At 74.0% G+C, this 17286-nt stretch carries 13 protein-coding genes, 1 tRNA gene and 1 pseudogene; all 15 read left to right on the top strand.

What is annotated here, in order from left to right; genetic code table 11:
* Positions 1-21 precede the first annotated feature (21 nt).
* Positions 22-1278: an amidohydrolase gene (locus POD19_RS00930; RefSeq protein ID WP_036314553.1), complete on the top strand. Its 1257-nt coding sequence runs from the start codon at positions 22-24 to the stop codon at positions 1276-1278.
* A gap of 133 nt (positions 1279-1411) precedes the next feature.
* The gene (locus POD19_RS00925; protein WP_445299757.1) at positions 1412-2581 is read left to right on the top strand and encodes a BMP family lipoprotein; all 1170 of its coding nucleotides are present in this window, start codon (positions 1412-1414) and stop codon (positions 2579-2581) included.
* A gap of 126 nt (positions 2582-2707) precedes the next feature.
* A pseudogene (locus POD19_RS00920) lies at positions 2708-4305 on the top strand (ABC transporter ATP-binding protein).
* On the top strand, positions 4302-5717 hold the full coding sequence (locus POD19_RS00915; RefSeq protein WP_115165335.1) for an ABC transporter permease: 1416 nt from the start codon (positions 4302-4304) through the stop codon (positions 5715-5717). Before POD19_RS00920 ends, POD19_RS00915 begins: the two are co-directional and overlap by 4 nt.
* Positions 5714-7021, top strand: a complete 1308-nt coding sequence (locus POD19_RS00910; RefSeq protein WP_020626190.1) for an ABC transporter permease — start codon at positions 5714-5716, stop codon at positions 7019-7021. The genes POD19_RS00915 and POD19_RS00910 overlap by 4 nt, the downstream gene beginning before the upstream one ends.
* 2 nt (positions 7022-7023) lie before the next feature.
* Positions 7024-7455, top strand: a complete 432-nt coding sequence (locus POD19_RS00905) for a cytidine deaminase (protein ID WP_100058753.1) — start codon at positions 7024-7026, stop codon at positions 7453-7455.
* A gap of 74 nt (positions 7456-7529) precedes the next feature.
* Entirely contained in the window at positions 7530-8864 is a 1335-nt protein-coding gene (locus POD19_RS00900; RefSeq protein WP_144818794.1) for a thymidine phosphorylase, read from the top strand.
* A gap of 4 nt (positions 8865-8868) precedes the next feature.
* Positions 8869-9516, top strand: a complete 648-nt coding sequence (locus tag POD19_RS00895; RefSeq protein ID WP_060974050.1) for a DedA family protein — start codon at positions 8869-8871, stop codon at positions 9514-9516.
* A gap of 24 nt (positions 9517-9540) precedes the next feature.
* Positions 9541-10752, top strand: coding sequence for an adenosine deaminase (locus POD19_RS00890; protein ID WP_144818796.1), 1212 nt, complete (start codon positions 9541-9543; stop codon positions 10750-10752).
* A 7-nt stretch (positions 10753-10759) separates the two neighbouring features.
* The gene (locus POD19_RS00885; protein WP_144818798.1) at positions 10760-11563 is read left to right on the top strand and encodes a MazG nucleotide pyrophosphohydrolase domain-containing protein; all 804 of its coding nucleotides are present in this window, start codon (positions 10760-10762) and stop codon (positions 11561-11563) included.
* Between the two features lie 177 nt (positions 11564-11740).
* Positions 11741-13018, top strand: a complete 1278-nt coding sequence (eno, locus tag POD19_RS00880; protein ID WP_036384859.1) for a phosphopyruvate hydratase — start codon at positions 11741-11743, stop codon at positions 13016-13018.
* 136 nt (positions 13019-13154) lie between these two features.
* The gene (locus POD19_RS00875) at positions 13155-13967 is read left to right on the top strand and encodes an FtsB family cell division protein (protein WP_144818800.1); all 813 of its coding nucleotides are present in this window, start codon (positions 13155-13157) and stop codon (positions 13965-13967) included.
* A gap of 49 nt (positions 13968-14016) precedes the next feature.
* Positions 14017-15615 carry a DUF501 domain-containing protein gene (locus tag POD19_RS00870; protein ID WP_144818802.1) on the top strand — a complete coding sequence of 533 codons (1599 nt, stop codon included), beginning with the start codon at positions 14017-14019 and terminating at the stop codon, positions 15613-15615.
* A 53-nt stretch (positions 15616-15668) separates the two neighbouring features.
* Positions 15669-17084: an NAD(P)/FAD-dependent oxidoreductase gene (locus POD19_RS00865; protein WP_073115964.1), complete on the top strand. Its 1416-nt coding sequence runs from the start codon at positions 15669-15671 to the stop codon at positions 17082-17084.
* Between the two features lie 91 nt (positions 17085-17175).
* Positions 17176-17252, top strand: a tRNA-Leu gene (locus POD19_RS00860).
* The last annotated feature ends 34 nt before the right edge of the window (positions 17253-17286 follow it).

The following is a 17286-nucleotide window of genomic DNA, read 5'->3' as shown; positions in this document are numbered from 1 at the left end:
CCCGGAGTAGGGTGCTGGGCCATGACCACCTCCGACTCCGTGCTGACCGGGCCCCGTCCGACCTCCGTCCCCTCGGTGGGCCCCGTGGTGGCCGAGCTCGAGGACGAGATCGTGTCCTTCCGCCGGGACCTGCACCGGCATCCCGAGCTCTCCTATGAGGAGTACCGCACCACCGACCGCATCGTGGAGCTGCTCTCCGGCTACGGGCTCTCGCCCGTGCGGATGGAGTCCACGGGCGCCTACGTGGACGTCGGGGAGGGGCCGGTGGTGCTGGCCCTGCGCGCGGACATCGACGCGCTGCCGGTCGAGGAGGAGACCGGCCTGCCCTACGTGTCCGTCAATGACGGCGTCGCGCACGCGTGCGGCCACGACATGCACACCGCCGTGATGGCGGGTGTGGCCGTCGCCCTCGGCCGCATCCTCCGCGGGGCCACCGCCGACCCCGACCTGCGCGCGGTCGGCGAGCGGGTCCACGGCACGGTCCGCGTCATCTTCCAGCCCGCGGAGGAGCGGCTGCCCGGCGGCTCCCTGGCCGTGCTGCGGCAGGGGATCCTCGACGACGTTCCCCGCATCCTGGCGGCGCACTGCGACCCCCAGGTCGACGTCGGCTCGATCGGCACCCGCATCGGCGCCATCACCTCGGCGGCGGACACGATCCGGATCACCCTCACCGGACGCGGGGGGCACACCTCGCGGCCCCACCTCACCGAGGACATGGTCTTCGCCCTGTCCCAGATCGCCGTGAACGTGCCCGCCGTGCTCTCCCGGCGGATCGACGTGCGCTCGGCCGTCTCCGTGGTGTGGGGGCAGATCGCCGCCGGCAGCGCGCCCAACGCGATCGACAACACCGGCTACCTGGCCGGGACCATGCGCTGCCTCGACGCGGACGTGTGGGAGGAGGCCGGCGCGCTGCTCGACGAGGTGGTCCGACAGGTGGCCGCGCCGTACGGCGTGCACGTGCAGCTCGAGCACGTGCGCGGCGTCCCGCCGGTGCACAACACCGAGGGCGAGACGGCGCTGATCGAGACCGCGGCGCGGCGGGAGCTCGGCTCGCGGGCGATCGTCCTGACCCCGCAGTCGATGGGCGGCGAGGACTTCGCCTGGATGACCCAGAAGGTGCCCGGCTCCATGCTGCGCCTCGGCACCCGGTCCCCGGGTGGCCCCATCTACGATCTGCACCGCGGGGACTACGCGCCGGACGAGCGGGCCATCGGCGTGGGCATGCGGGTCTTCACCGCCGCCGCGCTGCAGGTGCTCACGGGCGAGGACCACCACTGACCCCACCGCCCGCCCCCGCCGGAGGGGACGGGCCCACCGTTCGGTAGACTCGCGCTCATCCGGACGGGGCCACCCGCACGGGCCCCGTCTTTCCGCGGCCACCGGCCGCGGGCCTCGCACCGTGCCTTCCGAAATGAGGACCCCATGGGCATCGCCACCCCGTCGGCCGCGCGCCGCCGTCGTCTCCTTGCTCCCCGCCGCCGCGCTCGGCGTCTCCGGCCTGCTGCTGACCGCGTGCGGCGCCCCGCCGGAGCAGTCCGAGGCCTCGGGCTCCGGCGCCGCCGAGAGCGAGGCCATCGCCACCGTGGACGGCGTCGGCTCGGACAACAAGGACTACAAGGCCTGCATCGTCTCGGACGAGGGCGGCTTCGACGACCGCTCCTTCAACCAGTCCTCCTACGAGGGCCTCAAGGCCGCCGAGAAGGCCTACGGCATCACCACCAGCGAGGCCGAGTCGAACGAGCCCAGCGAGTTCACCCCGAACGTGACCGCCATGGTCAACGCCGACTGCGACGCCGTCATCGGCGTGGGCTTCCTCCTCGGCGACGCCATGAAGCCGATCGCCGCGCAGCACTCGGACACCCACTTCTTCGGCGTGGACGTCACCGCGGAGGGCTTCTCCGACAACGTCCAGAAGCTCACCTACGACACGGCGCAGGCGGCGTTCCTGGCCGGCTACCTGGCGGCGGGCACCACCGAGACCGGCACCGTGGCCACCTATGGCGGCATGGAGATCCCCACCGTCACCATCTTCATGGACGGCTTCGCCCGCGGCGTGGAGCACTACAACGAGGTCAAGGACAAGGACGTCAAGGTCCTGGGCTGGGACAAGGACGCGAAGACCGGCTCCTTCACGGGCGACTTCAAGAACGTGGCCAACGGCAAGACGAACACCGCCAACTTCATCAACGAGGGCGCCGACATCGTGATGCCGGTGGCCGGCCCCGTGGGCCTGGGCACCCTGGACGCCGTCCGCGAGGCGAACCAGGGCGGCAAGGACGTCAAGGTCATCTGGCCGGACTCGGACGGCTACGAGTCCACCAAGGACGGCAACCTGATCCTCACCTCGGTGAAGAAGAACATGGGCCAGTCCGTCGCCGACGTGATCGCCGCGGACCTGAAGGACGAGTTCTCGGCCGAGCCCTACGTGGGCACGTTGGAGAACAAGGGCGTCGAGCTGGCCCCGTTCCACGACTTCGAGGACACGGTGCCGCAGGAGCTCAAGGACGAGCTCAAGGATCTCGAGGCCAAGATCGTCTCGGGCGAGCTGAAGGTCGGCTCGGAGTACTCCCCGGAGGCCTGACCCGCCTCGCCACCGCCGCAGGGCCGGCCCGGACCCCTCCGGACCGGCCCCGCGGCGCGCGGGCGCCCGGCCCGCCCCCGCCGCCGAGCGCGGCACCACGAGCATCGACCAGACGGAAGGCCCTCGATGAGGCTCGAACTGCGCGGGATCACCAAGCGCTTCGGCTCGTTCGCCGCGAACGAGGACGTGAACCTGACCGTGGAGTCGGGGCGGGTGCACACCCTCCTCGGCGAGAACGGCGCCGGCAAGTCCACCCTGATGAACGTCCTCTTCGGGCTCTACGAGCCCACCGAGGGGGAGATCCTGCTCGACGGCGAGCCCGTCCGGTTCTCCGGCCCCGGCGAGGCCATGCGCGCGGGCATCGGCATGGTGCACCAGCACTTCATGCTCGTGCCCGTCTTCACGGTGGCCGAGAACGTGGCCCTCGGCGACGAGCACACCCGCGCCCTGGGCGTGCTCGACCTCGAGGCCACCCGCCGGCGGATCCGGGAGATCTCCGCGCAGTACGGCTTCGACGTGGACCCGGACGCCGTCGTCGAGGACCTGCCCGTGGGCGTGCAGCAGCGCGTCGAGATCATCAAGGCCCTCGTCCGCGACGCGCGCATCCTCATCCTGGACGAGCCGACCGCCGTGCTCACCCCCAGGAGACCGACGAGCTGCTCGGCATCATCCGGCAGCTGCGGGCGGACGGCACGGCGATCGTGTTCATCTCCCACAAGCTGCGCGAGGTCAAGGCCGTCTCGGACGACATCACCGTGCTGCGCCGCGGCCGCGTGGTCGGCACGGCGGAGCCCTCCGCCGAGGCCGCCGAGCTGGCCGCCCTCATGGTGGGCCGGAACGTCGTCCTCGAGCGGCGCAAGACGGCCCCGACCCTGGGGGAGGAGACGTTCCGCGTCGAGGACCTCTCCGTCGTCTCGCCCACGGGCCAGGTGCTGCTGGACGCCGTGTCCTTCGCCGTCCGCCAGGGCGAGGTCCTCGCCGTGGCCGGTGTGCAGGGCAACGGGCAGACCGAGCTGACCGAGGCGATCATGGGCCTGGTCAAGGCCACCGGCTCCGTCACCCTGGACGGCCGGGAGCTGATCGGCCGGTCCACCCGCCAGATCATCCGCGCCGGCGTCGGCTTCGTGCCCGAGGACCGCTCCACGGACGGGCTCGTCGGCCCGTTCTCCGTGGCGGAGAACATGGTGCTCAACCGGTACGACGTCGCCCCGGCCGGCAACGCCGTGCAGATGCGCCCCGCCGCGGTGCGGGCGCTCGCCGAGCGCCGCGTGGCCGAGTTCGACGTCCGCACCCAGGGCGTGGACCTGCCGGTCTCCTCCCTCTCGGGAGGCAACCAGCAGAAGGTCGTCATGGCCCGCGAGCTCGTGGACGGGCTGCGCCTGTTCATCGCCTCGCAGCCCACGCGCGGCGTGGACGTCGGCTCGATCGAGTTCCTGCACGACCGGATCATCGCCGAGCGCGACGCCGGCACCCCCGTGCTGATCGTCTCCACCGAGCTGGACGAGGTCCTCGAGCTGGCCGACCGGATCGCCGTGATGTACCACGGGCGGATCGTCGGCATCGTGCCGGGGGACACCTCGCGCGAGACGCTCGGCCTCATGATGGCCGGCCAGACCCCCGACGACGCGGCCCTCGCCTCCGGCGCGGACGTCGCCGCGGACACGCCCGGCACCGCCGGCGCGGCGCCCGCCGCCCACCCCACCACGGAAGGAGAGCGCCCGTGAGCACCGCCGCCCCGCAGCGCCCGGCCCCCGCGTCCGACCCCCGCGTCCGGCCCGCCCCCGCCGACTCCGCCCTGCGCCGGATCCTCTCGGGCAACGGCACGGTCACCGTCCTGGCGATCCTGCTGTCCCTGCTGATCTCCGGCCTGCTGATCATCGCCGTGGACGAGGACGTCCGCGATGCCGCCGGCTACTTCTTCGCCCGCCCGGGCGACCTGCTCTCCGCCGCCTGGGCCGCGTTCGCCGGAGCCTTCGCGGCCCTGTTCCGCGGCGCCGTCTTCAACTACCGGGCCTCGGACGCGACGGGCATGCTCTACCCGCTCACCGAGACCCTCACCGTGGCGACCCCGCTGATCATCATCTCGCTGGGCATCGCCATCGCCTTCCGGGCGGGCCTGTTCAACATCGGCGGCCAGGGCCAGTTCATCTTCGGCGCCATGTTCGCCACGTGGTTCGGCGTGCACCTGCATCTGCCGCCCGGCGTGCACCTGCTGCTCGTCGTCGTGATGGGCGTGCTCGGCGGCGTGCTGTGGGGCTCCGTCGTCGGCGTGCTCAAGGCCTGGACGGGCGCGCACGAGGTGATCCTCACGATCATGCTCAACTACGTGGCGGTGAACCTGCTCGCGTACCTGCTGAACACCCCCGTCCTGCGGGCGCCCGGCACCACGAACCCGGTGTCCGCGCCGCTGGACCGCTCCGCCATGTTCCCGCGGCTGCTGGGGACCGACTTCCGGCTGCACTGGGGCTTCTTCGTCGCACTGCTGGCCGTGCTCTTCACGTGGTGGCTGATGCAGCGCTCCACCCTCGGCTTCCGTCTGCGGGCCGTGGGCGCCAACCCGGACGCCGCCCGCACGGCCGGCATCTCCGTCAAGGGCTCCTACCTGGCCGCCATGGCGATCTCCGGCGGCCTCGCCGGCCTGGCCGGCGCCACCCACGTCGCCGGCACGGAGAGCACGCTGAACACCTCCGTGGCCGGGTCCTTCGGCTTCGACGCGATCACGGTGGCCCTGCTCGGCCGGTCCCACCCGGTGGGCGTGCTGTTCGCGGGCCTGCTCTTCGGCGCCCTGCGCGCCGGCGGCGTGACCATGCAGACCGAGACCGGGGTGCCGGTCGACATCGTCCTCGTGGTGCAGTCCGTGATCGTGCTGCTCATCGCGGCCCCGCCGCTGGTGCGTGCGATCTTCCGACTGCCCGCCCCGGGCGCCGCCCGTGCCCGCCGCGCCGCCGACCCCGTGACCCAGCCCGCCGTGGCCGGCGCCGCGGTGACCGGCGCCGGCGGCCACGCCGCCGCCCCGTCCACGGGCGTCCAGGAGGCCGCGGCCACCGCCGTCGCGGACCCGCAGGCCCCGACCACGCAGCCCACGGACACGGCCCCGACCCACCGCCCGCACGAGCAGAAGGGGGACGCCCGATGAGCGCGACCGCCGCCCGGCCCCACGCCGACGTCGTCCGCCCCGAGGCCGCCGAGCCCGCCCGGGTCGTGGTCCGGCACTGGACCACCCCGATCGCCCTGACGATCCTGACCCTGCTGGCCCTGGCCGTCTTCGCCCTCGGCGCCCCCGAGGCGACGGCGACCTTCCGGCTCTCCCACGCGTCCGACGCCGTCGTGCTCCCGGACCTGACCGCCGACCCCGTGCTGGGGGGCTGGCTGCTCGTCGGGCTCATGGCGGTGCTGACCGCGGTGGCCTGGCTGGCGACCCTGCGCTCGGGGCGCACCCCCGGCTGGGCCGCGGCCCTGTTCGCCGTCGCCTTCGTGGCCGCGTTCCTCATCTGGGTGATCGGCTCGGCGGACAACACCACCGTGTTCCTCACCGGCCTGATCGCCGGGTCGTTCGCGCTGGCCGTCCCGCTGATCTTCGGCTCGATGGCCGGCATCCTGGCCGAGCGCTCGGGCGTGGTGAACATCGCGATCGAGGGTCAGCTGCTGGCGGGCGCGTTCACGGCCGCCGTCGTCGGCACCGCCACCGGCTCGCCCTGGGCGGGCCTGGCCGCCGCCATCGTGGCCGGCGTCCTCGTGTCCTGGCTGCTCGCCGTGTTCTCGATCAAGTACCTGGTCAACCAGGTGATCGTCGGCGTCGTGCTCAACGTGCTCGTAGCCGGCCTGACGAGCTTCCTGTACTCCACCGTCCTCACGGGCGGGGACACCGAGCTCAACGCGCCGCCGCACTTCCCGAACCTGCGGATCCCGGGCCTGGCGGACATCCCCGTGCTCGGGCCCATCCTGTTCGACCAGACGATCCTGGGCTACGCGATGTACCTGCTCGTGATCGCGCTGTGGTTCGCCCTGTTCCGCACCCGCTGGGGCCTGCGCGTGCGCGCCGTGGGCGAGCACCCCAAGGCCGCGGACACCGTGGGCATCGACGTGAACCGCACGCGGTACGCCGCCGTCCTGCTGGGCGGCGCGGTGGCCGGCATGGGCGGGGCGTTCTTCACGCTCGTCTCGGCGTCGTCCTTCTCCAAGGAGATGACGGCGGGCCAGGGCTTCATCGCGCTCGCGGCCGTGATCTTCGGCCGCTGGAACCCGATCGGCGCGTTCTTCGCGGCGCTGCTGTTCGGCTTCGCCACCAACATGCAGTACGTCCTGGCGATCCTCGGCACCCCGGTGCCGAGCCAGTTCATGGCGATGCTCCCGTACCTCGTCACGGTGTTCGCCGTGGCCGGCCTCGTGGGCCGCTCGCGCGGCCCGGCCGCCTCGGGCGTGCCGTACGTGAAGGAGTAGCCGTGGCGGACGGGCAGCACACGACGACGGCGCCGCGCGTGGACTGGGACCGGCTGCGGGCCGCGGCCCTGGCCGCCACGGAGCACGCCTACGTGCCCTACTCGGGGTTCCGGGTGGGCGCCGCCGCGCTCACCGAGGACGGCCGCCTCGTCTCGGGCTGCAACATCGAGAACGCGTCCTACGGGCTGACGCTGTGCGCCGAGTGCGCGCTGCTGGCCGACCTGCGCATGGGCGGGGGCGGCCGGCTGGCCGCGTTCGTGTGCGTGGACGGCGCGGGTGTGCTCACCATGCCCTGCGGGCGGTGCCGCCAGCTGCTGTACGAGTTCCGCGCCCCCGGGCTCGTGCTGCTCACCCCGGCGGGGGAGCGGGGGATCGACGCGGTGCTGCCGGACGCCTTCGGCCCGGCCGACCTGGAGCGGGCGGACCGTCCCTGACCTGCGGCGCGCTCCCGGGCCCGCTCGCTAGAGTCGGAGGCTGACCGTCGCAGCCGTCCTCCGAGGAGACCCCCATGACCGCGCAGCCGCAGGCCGAGCCCTTCGACGCCGTCGAGGTGATCCGCACCAAGCGGGACCGGGGGACGCTGTCCCCCGAGCAGATCGACTGGGTGGTGGACGCGTACACCCGCGGCGTGGTGGCGGACGAGCAGATGTCCGCCCTGGCCATGGCGATCCTGCTCAACGGCATGGACCGCGCCGAGATCGCCCGCTGGACGGACGCGATGATCGCCTCGGGCGAGCGCATGGACTTCGGCGGGCTCACCACCCCGGACGGCCGCCCCCTGGCCACCGCGGACAAGCACTCCACCGGCGGTGTGGGGGACAAGATCACCCTGCCGCTGGCCCCGCTCGTGGCCTCCTTCGGGGTGGCGGTGCCGCAGCTGTCCGGCCGCGGCCTCGGCCACACCGGCGGCACCCTGGACAAGCTCGAGGCGATCCCCGGGTGGCGGGCCGACCTCAGCAACGAGGCGATGCTGCGCCAGCTCTCCGAGGTGGGCGCCGTGATCTGCGCGGCCGGCTCGGGCCTGGCCCCGGCGGACAAGCGCCTGTACGCCCTGCGCGACGTCACCGGCACGGTGGAGGCCATCCCGCTGATCGCCTCCTCGATCATGTCCAAGAAGATCGCCGAGGGCACCGGCGCCCTGGTGCTGGACGTCAAGTGCGGCTCGGGCGCGTTCATGAAGGACGAGGCGTCCGCCCGCGAGCTGGCCCGAACCATGGTGGATCTCGGCCGGGACGCCGGGGTGGACACCTCGGCGCTGCTCACGGACATGTCCGTGCCCCTGGGCCGGACGGCCGGCAACGCCCTCGAGGTCCGCGAGTCGGTGGAGGTGCTCGCCGGCGGCGGCCCGGCCGACGTCGTGGAGCTCACCGTGGCGCTCGCCGCCGCGATGCTCGCCGGCGCCGGGGTCACGGACGTGGACCCGGCCGAGCACCTGGCCAACGGCCGGGCGATGGACGTGTGGAACCGGATGATCGAGGCCCAGGGCGGCGACCCCCGCGCGGCCCTCCCGACGGCGGCCCACACCGAGGACGTCGTCGCGGAGACGGACGGCGTCCTCACCGAGCTGGACGCGATGGCCGTGGGCCTGACCGCGTGGCGCCTCGGCGCCGGGCGGGAGCGGCAGGGCCAGGCCGTCCAGGCCGCGGCCGGCGTCGAGGTGCACGTGCGCCCCGGCGAGCGCGTGGGCCGGGGTCAGAAAGTCCTGACCCTGCACACGGACACGCCGGAGCGCTTCGAGCGGGCGAAGGCCGCGCTCGCCGGTGGCTGGGCCGTGGGCGAGCTCGACGACGACGCCGCCCGGGCCCTGCGCGAGCGCTCCGTGATCCTGGACCGGATCGGCTGACCGGATGCTCGCGTGGCTCGAGGGGGCGATCCTCCACGCCTCCGCGCAGTGGTGGGTCCTGCCGCTGACGTTGCTGCTGTGCCTGCTCGACGGCATCGTGCCGATCTTCCCGTCGGAGTCGGTGCTGGTGGCCCTCGGCGCGATCGTCCGCGACGGGCATCCGTTCTCCCTGTGGGCGCTGTGGGGGGTCGGCTTCGCGGGCGCGTTCCTGGGGGACGTGGCCGCGTACGCGATCGGCCGTGCCGTGGGCGTGGAGCGGTTCCGGTGGATGCGGCTGCGGCGGGTGCGGGCCACGGTCGAGGTCGCCCGGCACCACCTGCACAGCCACGGCGCGCTGCTGCTGTTCACCGCCCGGTTCATCCCCGGCGGCCGCGTGGCCCTCAACTTCACCGCCGGCGCCACCCGCTATCCGCCGGTGCGGTTCGTGGCGCTGGACCTGCTCTCCACGGCCAGCTGGGCCGCGTATTCGATCATGATCGCGCGCCTGACCGCGGGCTGGCTGGAGAACCCGGTGCTGCAGATCGCCGTCTCCGTGACGGGTGCCGCGCTCGTGGGCCTGCTGCTGGACCGTCTGCTCAAGGCCCTGCTGCGCCGCCGGCTGGGCGCCGGGGTGAAGGGCCTCACCCTGGCCGAGCAGGAGGCCCTGCGCTGAGCACCCTGCCGTAGAGTGACGCCCGTGACGACGACGCAGCTTCCGGACACCGCATCCCCCTCCCCGCTCGAGGTCGACCTGGCCGTCCTGCCCAAGGTCTCCCTCCACGACCACCTCGACGGCGGCCTGCGCGTGGGCACCGTCCTCGACCTGGCCCGCGAGGCCGGCGTCGACGTCCCCGCGGACACCGTCGAGGGCCTGGCCGAGTGGATCGCCGAGCACGCCAACGGCGAGTCCCTCGAGAAGTACCTGCAGGTCTTCGCCCTGACCACCGCCGTGATGCAGACCCGCGAACAGCTGCGCCGCGTGGCCCGCGAGTTCGTCGAGGACCTGGTCGCCGACGGCGTCGTCTACGGCGAGATCCGCTGGGCCCCCGAGCAGCACCTGGCCGGCGGGCTGACCCTGGACGAGGCCGTCGAGGCCGTGCAGGCCGGCCTGGACGAGGCGGTCGAGGCCGCCGACGCCGCGGGCCACGTGATCCGCGTGGGCCAGCTGATCACCGCGATGCGGCACGCCGACCGGGCCCAGGAGATCGCCGAGCTGGCCGTGCGCCACCGCGAGGCCGGCGTCGTGGGCTTCGACATCGCGGGCGCCGAGGCCGGGTTCCCGCCCTCCCGCTTCGCCGACACGTTCACGTGGCTGGCCGCCCACCACCTGCCCGTCACCGTGCACGCGGGCGAGGGCGACGGCCTGGACTCCGTCCGCTCGGCCCTCGTGGACGGCCGCGCCCTGCGCCTGGGCCACGGCGTGCGCCTGGCCGAGGACATCTCGGTGGAGTACGGCGGCGTGGACGAGGACGGCGAGCAGCTGGACGAGCTGACCGGCCTCGTGGACCTGGGCGAGACCGCCGCGTGGGTGCGGGACCGGCAGATCGCCCTGGAGGTCTGCCCGTCCTCGAACCTGCAGACCGGCGCGGTGGACGCCGCGGCGGGCATCGCGGGCCATCCCATCGACCTGCTCGTGCAGCTCGGCTTCCGCGTCACCGTGAACACGGACAACCGGCTCGTCTCGGACGTGTCCCTGACCGACGAGCTCTACCTGCTCGCCGAGACCTTCGGCTACTCGCTCTCCGAGCTGCTGGACCTGCAGCTCAACGCCGCCGAGGCCGCCTTCCTGTCCGTGGACGAGCGCGAGGACCTCGCCGAGATCCTCGTGGCCGGCTGGGGCGAGGTCATCTCCGGCGACGCCGTCGGCCCGGTCCTCGAGGCGCTGGACGTCGAGGACGAGGACGACTGATCCTCCCGTGAGCGCGAGTGTGGACCGTCTGGTGGCGGTGGTCGAGGCCCTGCGCGATCACTGCCCCTGGACGGCCGCGCTCACGCACGCCGACCTCGCCGAGTACCTCGTGGAGGAGGCGTATGAGGCGGTGGCGGAGATCGAGTCCCGCGATGCCGCCGCGTGGGCCGACGTGCCCGCGCGTCGGGCCGACGGCGCGTATCCCGCCCTGGCCGCCGAGCTCGGGGACGTCCTGTTCCAGGTGGTGCTGCACGCCGCCGTCTCCCGGGCGCCGGGCGCCCCGGCGGAGACGGCCGGGTTCCGCCTGGACGACGCCGCCGACGCCCTCACCGCCAAGATGATCCGGCGCAATCCGCTCGTGCTCACTCCCGAGGGCGGCCTGCGCCCGGCCGAGGAGCTCGCCGCCGTCACGCCCGAGGCCGTCGAGCTGGCCTGGGAGCGGGTCAAGGCGCAGGAGCGGGCCGCCGCGGGGTGCTCGTCCGCCGCCCCGGCCCACGACGACGGCGGCACCGGCCCGGGCCTCGACGTCGGCGACATCCCGGCCCGGCTGCCGGCGCTGGCCGCCGCCGCGAAGGTGGTCGACCGCGCGGCCCGGCAGGAGCCGGACCCGCTCGCGGCGCACGTCCCGGCGCCGGCCGCCGAGGCGGGGGAGCGCCCGGTGGGGTGGCCGGACGAGACCGCGCTCGGGGCGGAGCTGTTCGCGCTGGTGCGCCGGGCCCGGGCGGCGGGGCTGGACCCCGAACGGGCCCTGCGCACCACGGTGGCGCGGGTGCGTGCGGGGGACTGGTCGGCGCTGCGTCCGTCCGGCTGACGCGGCGCCGCGCCGGCCCGGCCGCAGCCCCGACCGCGCCCCAGCGACATCGCAGCCGGGGGGAACGGCGGTCTTGTCGCCGGCGCGCGGCCGACCGGAACCGGAGGTCCCCGCTAGGCTGAGGCCGTGTCCACGCCGCGGGCACGACTTCCGACTTCGATTGAAGGAGACCCGTCCATGGCCCTGATCGACGCCATCCACGCTCGCGAGATCCTCGACTCGCGGGGCAACCCCACCGTCGAGGTGGAGGTCCTGCTCACCGACGGCTCCCTGGGCCGCGCGGCCGTGCCCTCGGGCGCGTCCACCGGCGAGTTCGAGGCGGTCGAGCGCCGTGACGGGGACAAGAAGCGCTACGGCGGCAAGGGCGTGCTGGACGCCGTCGCCGCCGTCGAGGGCATCGCGGAGGAGCTCGAGGGCGAGTTCGCCGCGGACCAGCGCGCCGTGGACCGCGCGATGCGGGACCTGGACGGCACCCCCAACAAGGGCAATCTGGGTGCGAACGCGATCCTGGGCGTGTCCATGGCCGTCGCCGCGGCCGCCGCGCAGGCCTCCGACCTCATGCTCTACAAGTACCTGGGCGGCCCGAACGCCCACGTGCTGCCCGTGCCGATGATGAACATCCTCAACGGCGGCGCCCACGCGGACTCCAACGTGGACATCCAGGAGTTCATGATCGCCCCGATCGGCGCCCCGTCCTTCCGCGAGGCCCTGCGCTGGGGCACCGAGGTCTACCACGCCCTGAAGACCGTGCTGCAGGAGAAGGGCCTGTCCACCGGCCTGGGCGACGAGGGCGGGTTCGCCCCGTCCCTGGAGTCCAACCGCGCCGCCCTGGACCTCATCGCCGAGGCCGTGACGAAGGCCGGCTACCGCCTGGGCGAGGACATCGCGCTGGCGCTGGACGTCGCCTCCTCCGAGTTCTTCGACAACGGCTCCTACACCTTCGAGGGCCAGCAGCGCTCCGCCGAGGAGATGGCCGCCTACTACACCGAGCTGGTGGACAACTACCCGATCGTCTCCATCGAGGACCCGCTCGACGAGGACGACTGGGACGGCTGGCAGCACCTGACCGCGCAGCTGGGCGATCGCGTCCAGCTGGTGGGCGACGACCTGTTCGTCACCAACGTGGAGCGGCTGCAGCGCGGCATCGACGAGAAGGCCGGCAACGCCCTGCTCGTGAAGGTCAACCAGATCGGCTCCCTGACCGAGACCTTCGACGCGATCGCCCTGGCCCAGCGCCACATGTTCCACTGCATGATCTCGCACCGCTCGGGCGAGACCGAGGACACGTTCATCGCGGACCTCGCGGTGGCCACCAACGCCGGCCAGATCAAGACCGGCGCCCCGGCCCGCTCGGACCGCGTGGCCAAGTACAACCAGCTGCTGCGCATCGAGGAGGACCTGGCCGACGCCGCCGTCTACGCGGGCCGCTCCGCCTTCCCGCGCTTCCGCGGCTGACCGTCCCCGACGACGACGCGCGGGCCCGCCCGGATCCTTCCGGGCGGGCCCGTGCCCGTCCCGGCGCGACCAGGATCCTGCCAGGGGCGGGCAGTAGGCTGGGAGGGTTCCCGCAGTGCGTCCGAAGGAGTCCGCGATGAGTCCGCGCCGCCCCCGCGTGCCCCGTGTCGACCCGACGACGGGCGCCCCGCGCCGGACCGCCGTCGCGGCCCCGGCGGCCCCGACGACGGCCTCCCCGAAGGCGGACGCGCCCACGCCGACCCCCGCGGCCCCTGCGGCCCCCACGCCGGCGCCCGCGGCGACGGACGCAGAGGTCATCGACCTGCAGAGCATCCAGGAGCGCCGCCAGGCCGGTCACCCGGACGTGGACCGGGCCGACACGGCCCCCGCCGAGGACACCGCCGCCCCCGCGTCCCCGTCGGCACCCCCGCGCCGGACGGCACCGGCCCGCCCGGCCGGGCGTCGGCCCCAGCCCGCCCCCCGCCGCGCCGCATCCGCCGCCGCCACGGCCGCCCGCCGTCGGGCCCCGCTGCCGGAGCCGGTGCCGGCCCGGCAGATCACGGGCCGCTCGCTCATCGTCGTCGCCGTGCTGCTGGTGGCCGCCGTCCTGGTGGCGCCCACGCTGCGCGCGTTCCTGAACCAGCAGCTGGAGATCTCGGCCGCGCGCGAGGAGATCGCCGCCATGCAGGCCCAGCGCGAGGACTACGAACGGCGGATCCAGCTGTGGGACGATCCCGCCTACGTGACCCAGCAGGCGCGTGAGCGTCTCGAACTGGTCATGCCGGGGGAGACCCTGTACTCCGTGACGGGACGGCCCCCCGAGACCGAGACCGAGACCGGCACCGAGGCCGAGGACACGCCCGCCGCCGGCGCGGACGGGGTCGTCAACACCCGCCTGCCGTGGGCCGAGGGCCTGTGGGACTCGGCCGTCCGCGCCGGGCTCGAGTGAACCCCGCGTCCCGCCCCCGCCCGCATCACCCCGTACCCCCGAGGACACCATGACCGTCAGCCCCCGCCCCGCCCAGGACCGCACCGTCACCGAGAAGGACCTGGACACCCTGTCCCGCCAGCTCGGCCGCCCGGTCCGGGATGTCGTGGAGATCGGCGCCCGCTGCGTGTGCGGCAACCCCCTCGTGGCCACCACCGCGCCGCGCCTCTCCAACGGAATCCCGTTCCCCACGACCTTCTACCTGACGCACCCCGTGCTGACGGCGGCGGTCTCGCGCGTGGAGGCGGACGGGGAGATGGCGCGCATGAACGACCGCCTCGCCCAGGACCCCGCGCTCGCGGCCGCGCACCGCGCGGCGCATGAGGCCTACATCGCCGAGCGGGACCGGGTCGGGGCCGAGGCCGGCACGGGGCCCGTCCCGGAGATCGCCGGGGTCTCGGCCGGCGGCATGCCCGAGCGCGTGAAGTGCCTGCACGCCCTCGTGGGCCACGCGCTCGCGGCCGGGCCGGGGGTGAACCCGCTCGGTGACGAGGCGATCGCCCTGGTGGCCCCGTGGTGGACGCCCGAGGTCTGCGCGTGCGAGGGCGCGTGGGACGAGGCCGCGGCGGTGCCCACGAAGGACCTCTCCCGGCACGTGAAGCACCTCGAGCGCGTCGCCGCGCTGAAGGAGGTGACGGTGGCCGGCGTGGACTGCGGCACGAACTCCATCCGCCTGCTGATCTCCCGGCCGGCCGGGACGGACGAGACCACCGGGACCGGGGCCGACCCGGCGGCGCCGCTGGCCGACGTCGTGCGCGAGATGCGCGTGGTGCGCCTGGGCGAGGGCGTGGACGCCACCGGCGCGTTCTCCGACGCCGCGCTGGAGCGCACCTTCGCGGCGGTCGACGAGTACGCCCGCCTGGTCCAGCGCCACCACGCCGGCCGGGTCCGGTTCGTGGCCACCTCCGCCAGCCGGGACGTCTCCAACCGGGCCGCGTTCGTCGACGGCGTCCGGGAGCGGCTCGGCGTCGAGCCGGAGGTCGTCTCGGGCGCCGAGGAGGCCGGCCTGTCCTTCGCGGGCGCCGTCTCCGCCGTCGAGACCGCGGACCTGGGCCCGGAGGACCTCGTGCTCGTCGTGGACCTCGGCGGCGGCTCCACCGAGCTGGTCGTCGGCACGCCCGCGGGCGAGGTCGTGGGCGCGGTCAGCCTGGACATGGGCTGCGTGCGGTTCACCGAGCGTCATCTGCGCTCCGACCCCCCGACGTCGGATGAGGTCACCGCGGCCCGCGCAGACGCGCTCCGTCTCCTCGACGACGCCGCCGCCCGCCTGCCGCTGGAACGCGTGGCGCGCGTGGTCGGCGTGGCCGGCTCGGTGACCACCGTGACCGCCGAGGCCCTCGGGCTCAGCACGTACGAGCCCGAGGCCATCCACGGTGCGCGCCTGCCGATCGCCGAGTTCCGCGCGGCGGCGGAGGGCCTCGTGGCGGCGACCCGGGCCGAACGCGCCGAGCGGGGGTTCATGCACCCGGGACGGGTGGACGTGATCGGCGCGGGCGCGCTGCTGTGGAGCACCGTCCTGGAGCGGGTGGCCGAGGTCGCGGGCGTCACCGAGGCCTGGGCGAGCGAGCACGACATCCTGGACGGGATCGTGCTCTCGCTGCGGTCCTGACCACGACGGCGGAGAGTGGAGGGGCCGGGCCCGTGCGTGCGTAGACTGGCGGTATGTCTCTCACTCCTGAACTGTCTCCCAAGCCGCGCCTGCTGATCGTCGGCGGCGGCTACGCCGGGTTCCATGTCGCCCGCGAGCTGCAGAAGAAGGTCGCCGAGCGCGGCGGCGTCGTGACCGTCGTCGACCCCCGCCCGTACATGACGTACTACCCGTTCCTGCCCGAGGTCGTGGGCGGCCACATCGAGGGCCGCCACGTGAACGTGGACCTGCAGACGCACCTCAAGGACGCCGAGGTCGTCCGCGGCGCCGTCGTGTCCGTGGACCACGCCGGCCGCACCGCCGTGGTGCGCGGCGAGGGCGGCGACGAGTTCGAGATCCCGTACCAGGACATCGTGATGACCGCGGGCGCCGTGACCCGCGTGTTCCCGATCCCGGGTCTGGGCGAGCAGGGCATCGGTCTGCGCTCGGTCGAGGAGGCCGTCCAGCTGCGCAACCAGATCCTGGAGCGCCTGGACGCCGGTTCCCTGATGACGGACGCCGAGGAGCGCAAGCGTGCCCTGACCTTCGTGGTGGTGGGCGGCGGCTTCGCCGGGATCGAGGCCATCGCGGAGATGGAGAACCTCATCCGCAACGCCGTGGAGCGCAACGAGCGCCTCTCCCAGTCGGAGATCCGGATCGTCCTCGTCGAGGCCATGGGCCGCATCATGCCCGAGGTCTCCGAGGAGCAGGCCCAGGGCGTGGTGGAGCATCTGAAGTCCCGCGGCGTCGAGGTCCTGCTGAACACCTCGCTGGGCGACGCCACGGACGGCGTCATGAAGCTCGTGGCCATGCCCTCCAAGGAGGAGGCGGAGACCTTCGCGGCGGACACCCTCGTGTGGTGCGCCGGCGTGGTGGCCAACTCCGTGGTCAAGAGCACCGACTTCCCGGTGGACGACCGCGGCCGCGTGGAGGCCACCCCCACCCTGCAGATCAAGGACGGCGAGGCCGGCGCGCTCGAGGGTGCGTGGTCCTGCGGCGACGTCTCCGCCGTGCCGGACCTGACCGGGGCCGGCCCGGGCGGCTTCTGCGTCCCGAACGCCCAGCACGCCATCCGTCAGGCCAAGCGTCTGGCCGCCAACTACATGGCCGTGCGCCACGGCGAGGGCGAGGTGCAGGAGTACGTGCACAAGTCCCTGGGCACCGTGGCGGGGCTGGGCTTCGGCCGCGGCGTGGGCAACCCGCTGGGCACCAAGATCGCCGGCATCCCGGCGTTCCTGGCCCACCGCGGCTACCACGGCTACGCGATGCCCACCCTGGAGCGGAAGTTCCGCATCCTGTCCGGCTGGGTCGCCGAGACCCTGTTCGGCCGCGACTCCACCTCGGTGGCGGGCCTGGACACCCCCTTCAACCCGTTCCGCCGCGCCGCGGGCGTCGAGCTCGAGCCCGGCCGCTTCGAGCGGCAGCGGGCCCTCGAGTCCTCGAAGGGCTGATCCCGCAGCCAGCGGGCCGCCGGCCCCGTCCGAGCGCATCGGGCGGGGCCGGCGTCGTCCGCACCCGGGCCCGCGTCCACGGGCCCGCCACGCCCCCGTGGCCCAACTGGCAGAGGCGGCCGACTTAAAATCGGCGTGTTGCGGGTTCGAGTCCCGCCGGGGGCACCACGCGTCTCCCCGCGCGCCTCGCTTCTGCGCCCAC

It is taken from the genome of Micrococcus sp. GPGPB33, from assembly GCF_037853785.1.
Classification (GTDB): domain Bacteria; phylum Actinomycetota; class Actinomycetes; order Actinomycetales; family Micrococcaceae; genus Micrococcus; species Micrococcus luteus.
This window is presented reverse-complemented; position numbering and strand designations above follow the sequence as displayed.

What these genes read in the sequence shown, in the direction of transcription:
- POD19_RS00930 (WP_036314553.1), top strand. Translation starts at nt 22, where the DNA reads ATGACCACCTCCGACTCCGTGCTGACCGGGCCCCGTCCGACCTCCGTC.
- POD19_RS00925 (WP_445299757.1), top strand. Translation starts at nt 1,412, where the DNA reads ATGAGGACCCCATGGGCATCGCCACCCCGTCGGCCGCGCGCCGCCGTC.
- POD19_RS00910 (WP_020626190.1), top strand. Translation starts at nt 5,714, where the DNA reads ATGAGCGCGACCGCCGCCCGGCCCCACGCCGACGTCGTCCGCCCCGAG.
- POD19_RS00900 (WP_144818794.1), top strand. Translation starts at nt 7,530, where the DNA reads ATGACCGCGCAGCCGCAGGCCGAGCCCTTCGACGCCGTCGAGGTGATC.
- POD19_RS00895 (WP_060974050.1), top strand. Translation starts at nt 8,869, where the DNA reads ATGCTCGCGTGGCTCGAGGGGGCGATCCTCCACGCCTCCGCGCAGTGG.
- eno (WP_036384859.1), top strand. Translation starts at nt 11,741, where the DNA reads ATGGCCCTGATCGACGCCATCCACGCTCGCGAGATCCTCGACTCGCGG.
- POD19_RS00875 (WP_144818800.1), top strand. Translation starts at nt 13,155, where the DNA reads ATGAGTCCGCGCCGCCCCCGCGTGCCCCGTGTCGACCCGACGACGGGC.
- POD19_RS00870 (WP_144818802.1), top strand. Translation starts at nt 14,017, where the DNA reads ATGACCGTCAGCCCCCGCCCCGCCCAGGACCGCACCGTCACCGAGAAG.
- POD19_RS00865 (WP_073115964.1), top strand. Translation starts at nt 15,669, where the DNA reads ATGTCTCTCACTCCTGAACTGTCTCCCAAGCCGCGCCTGCTGATCGTC.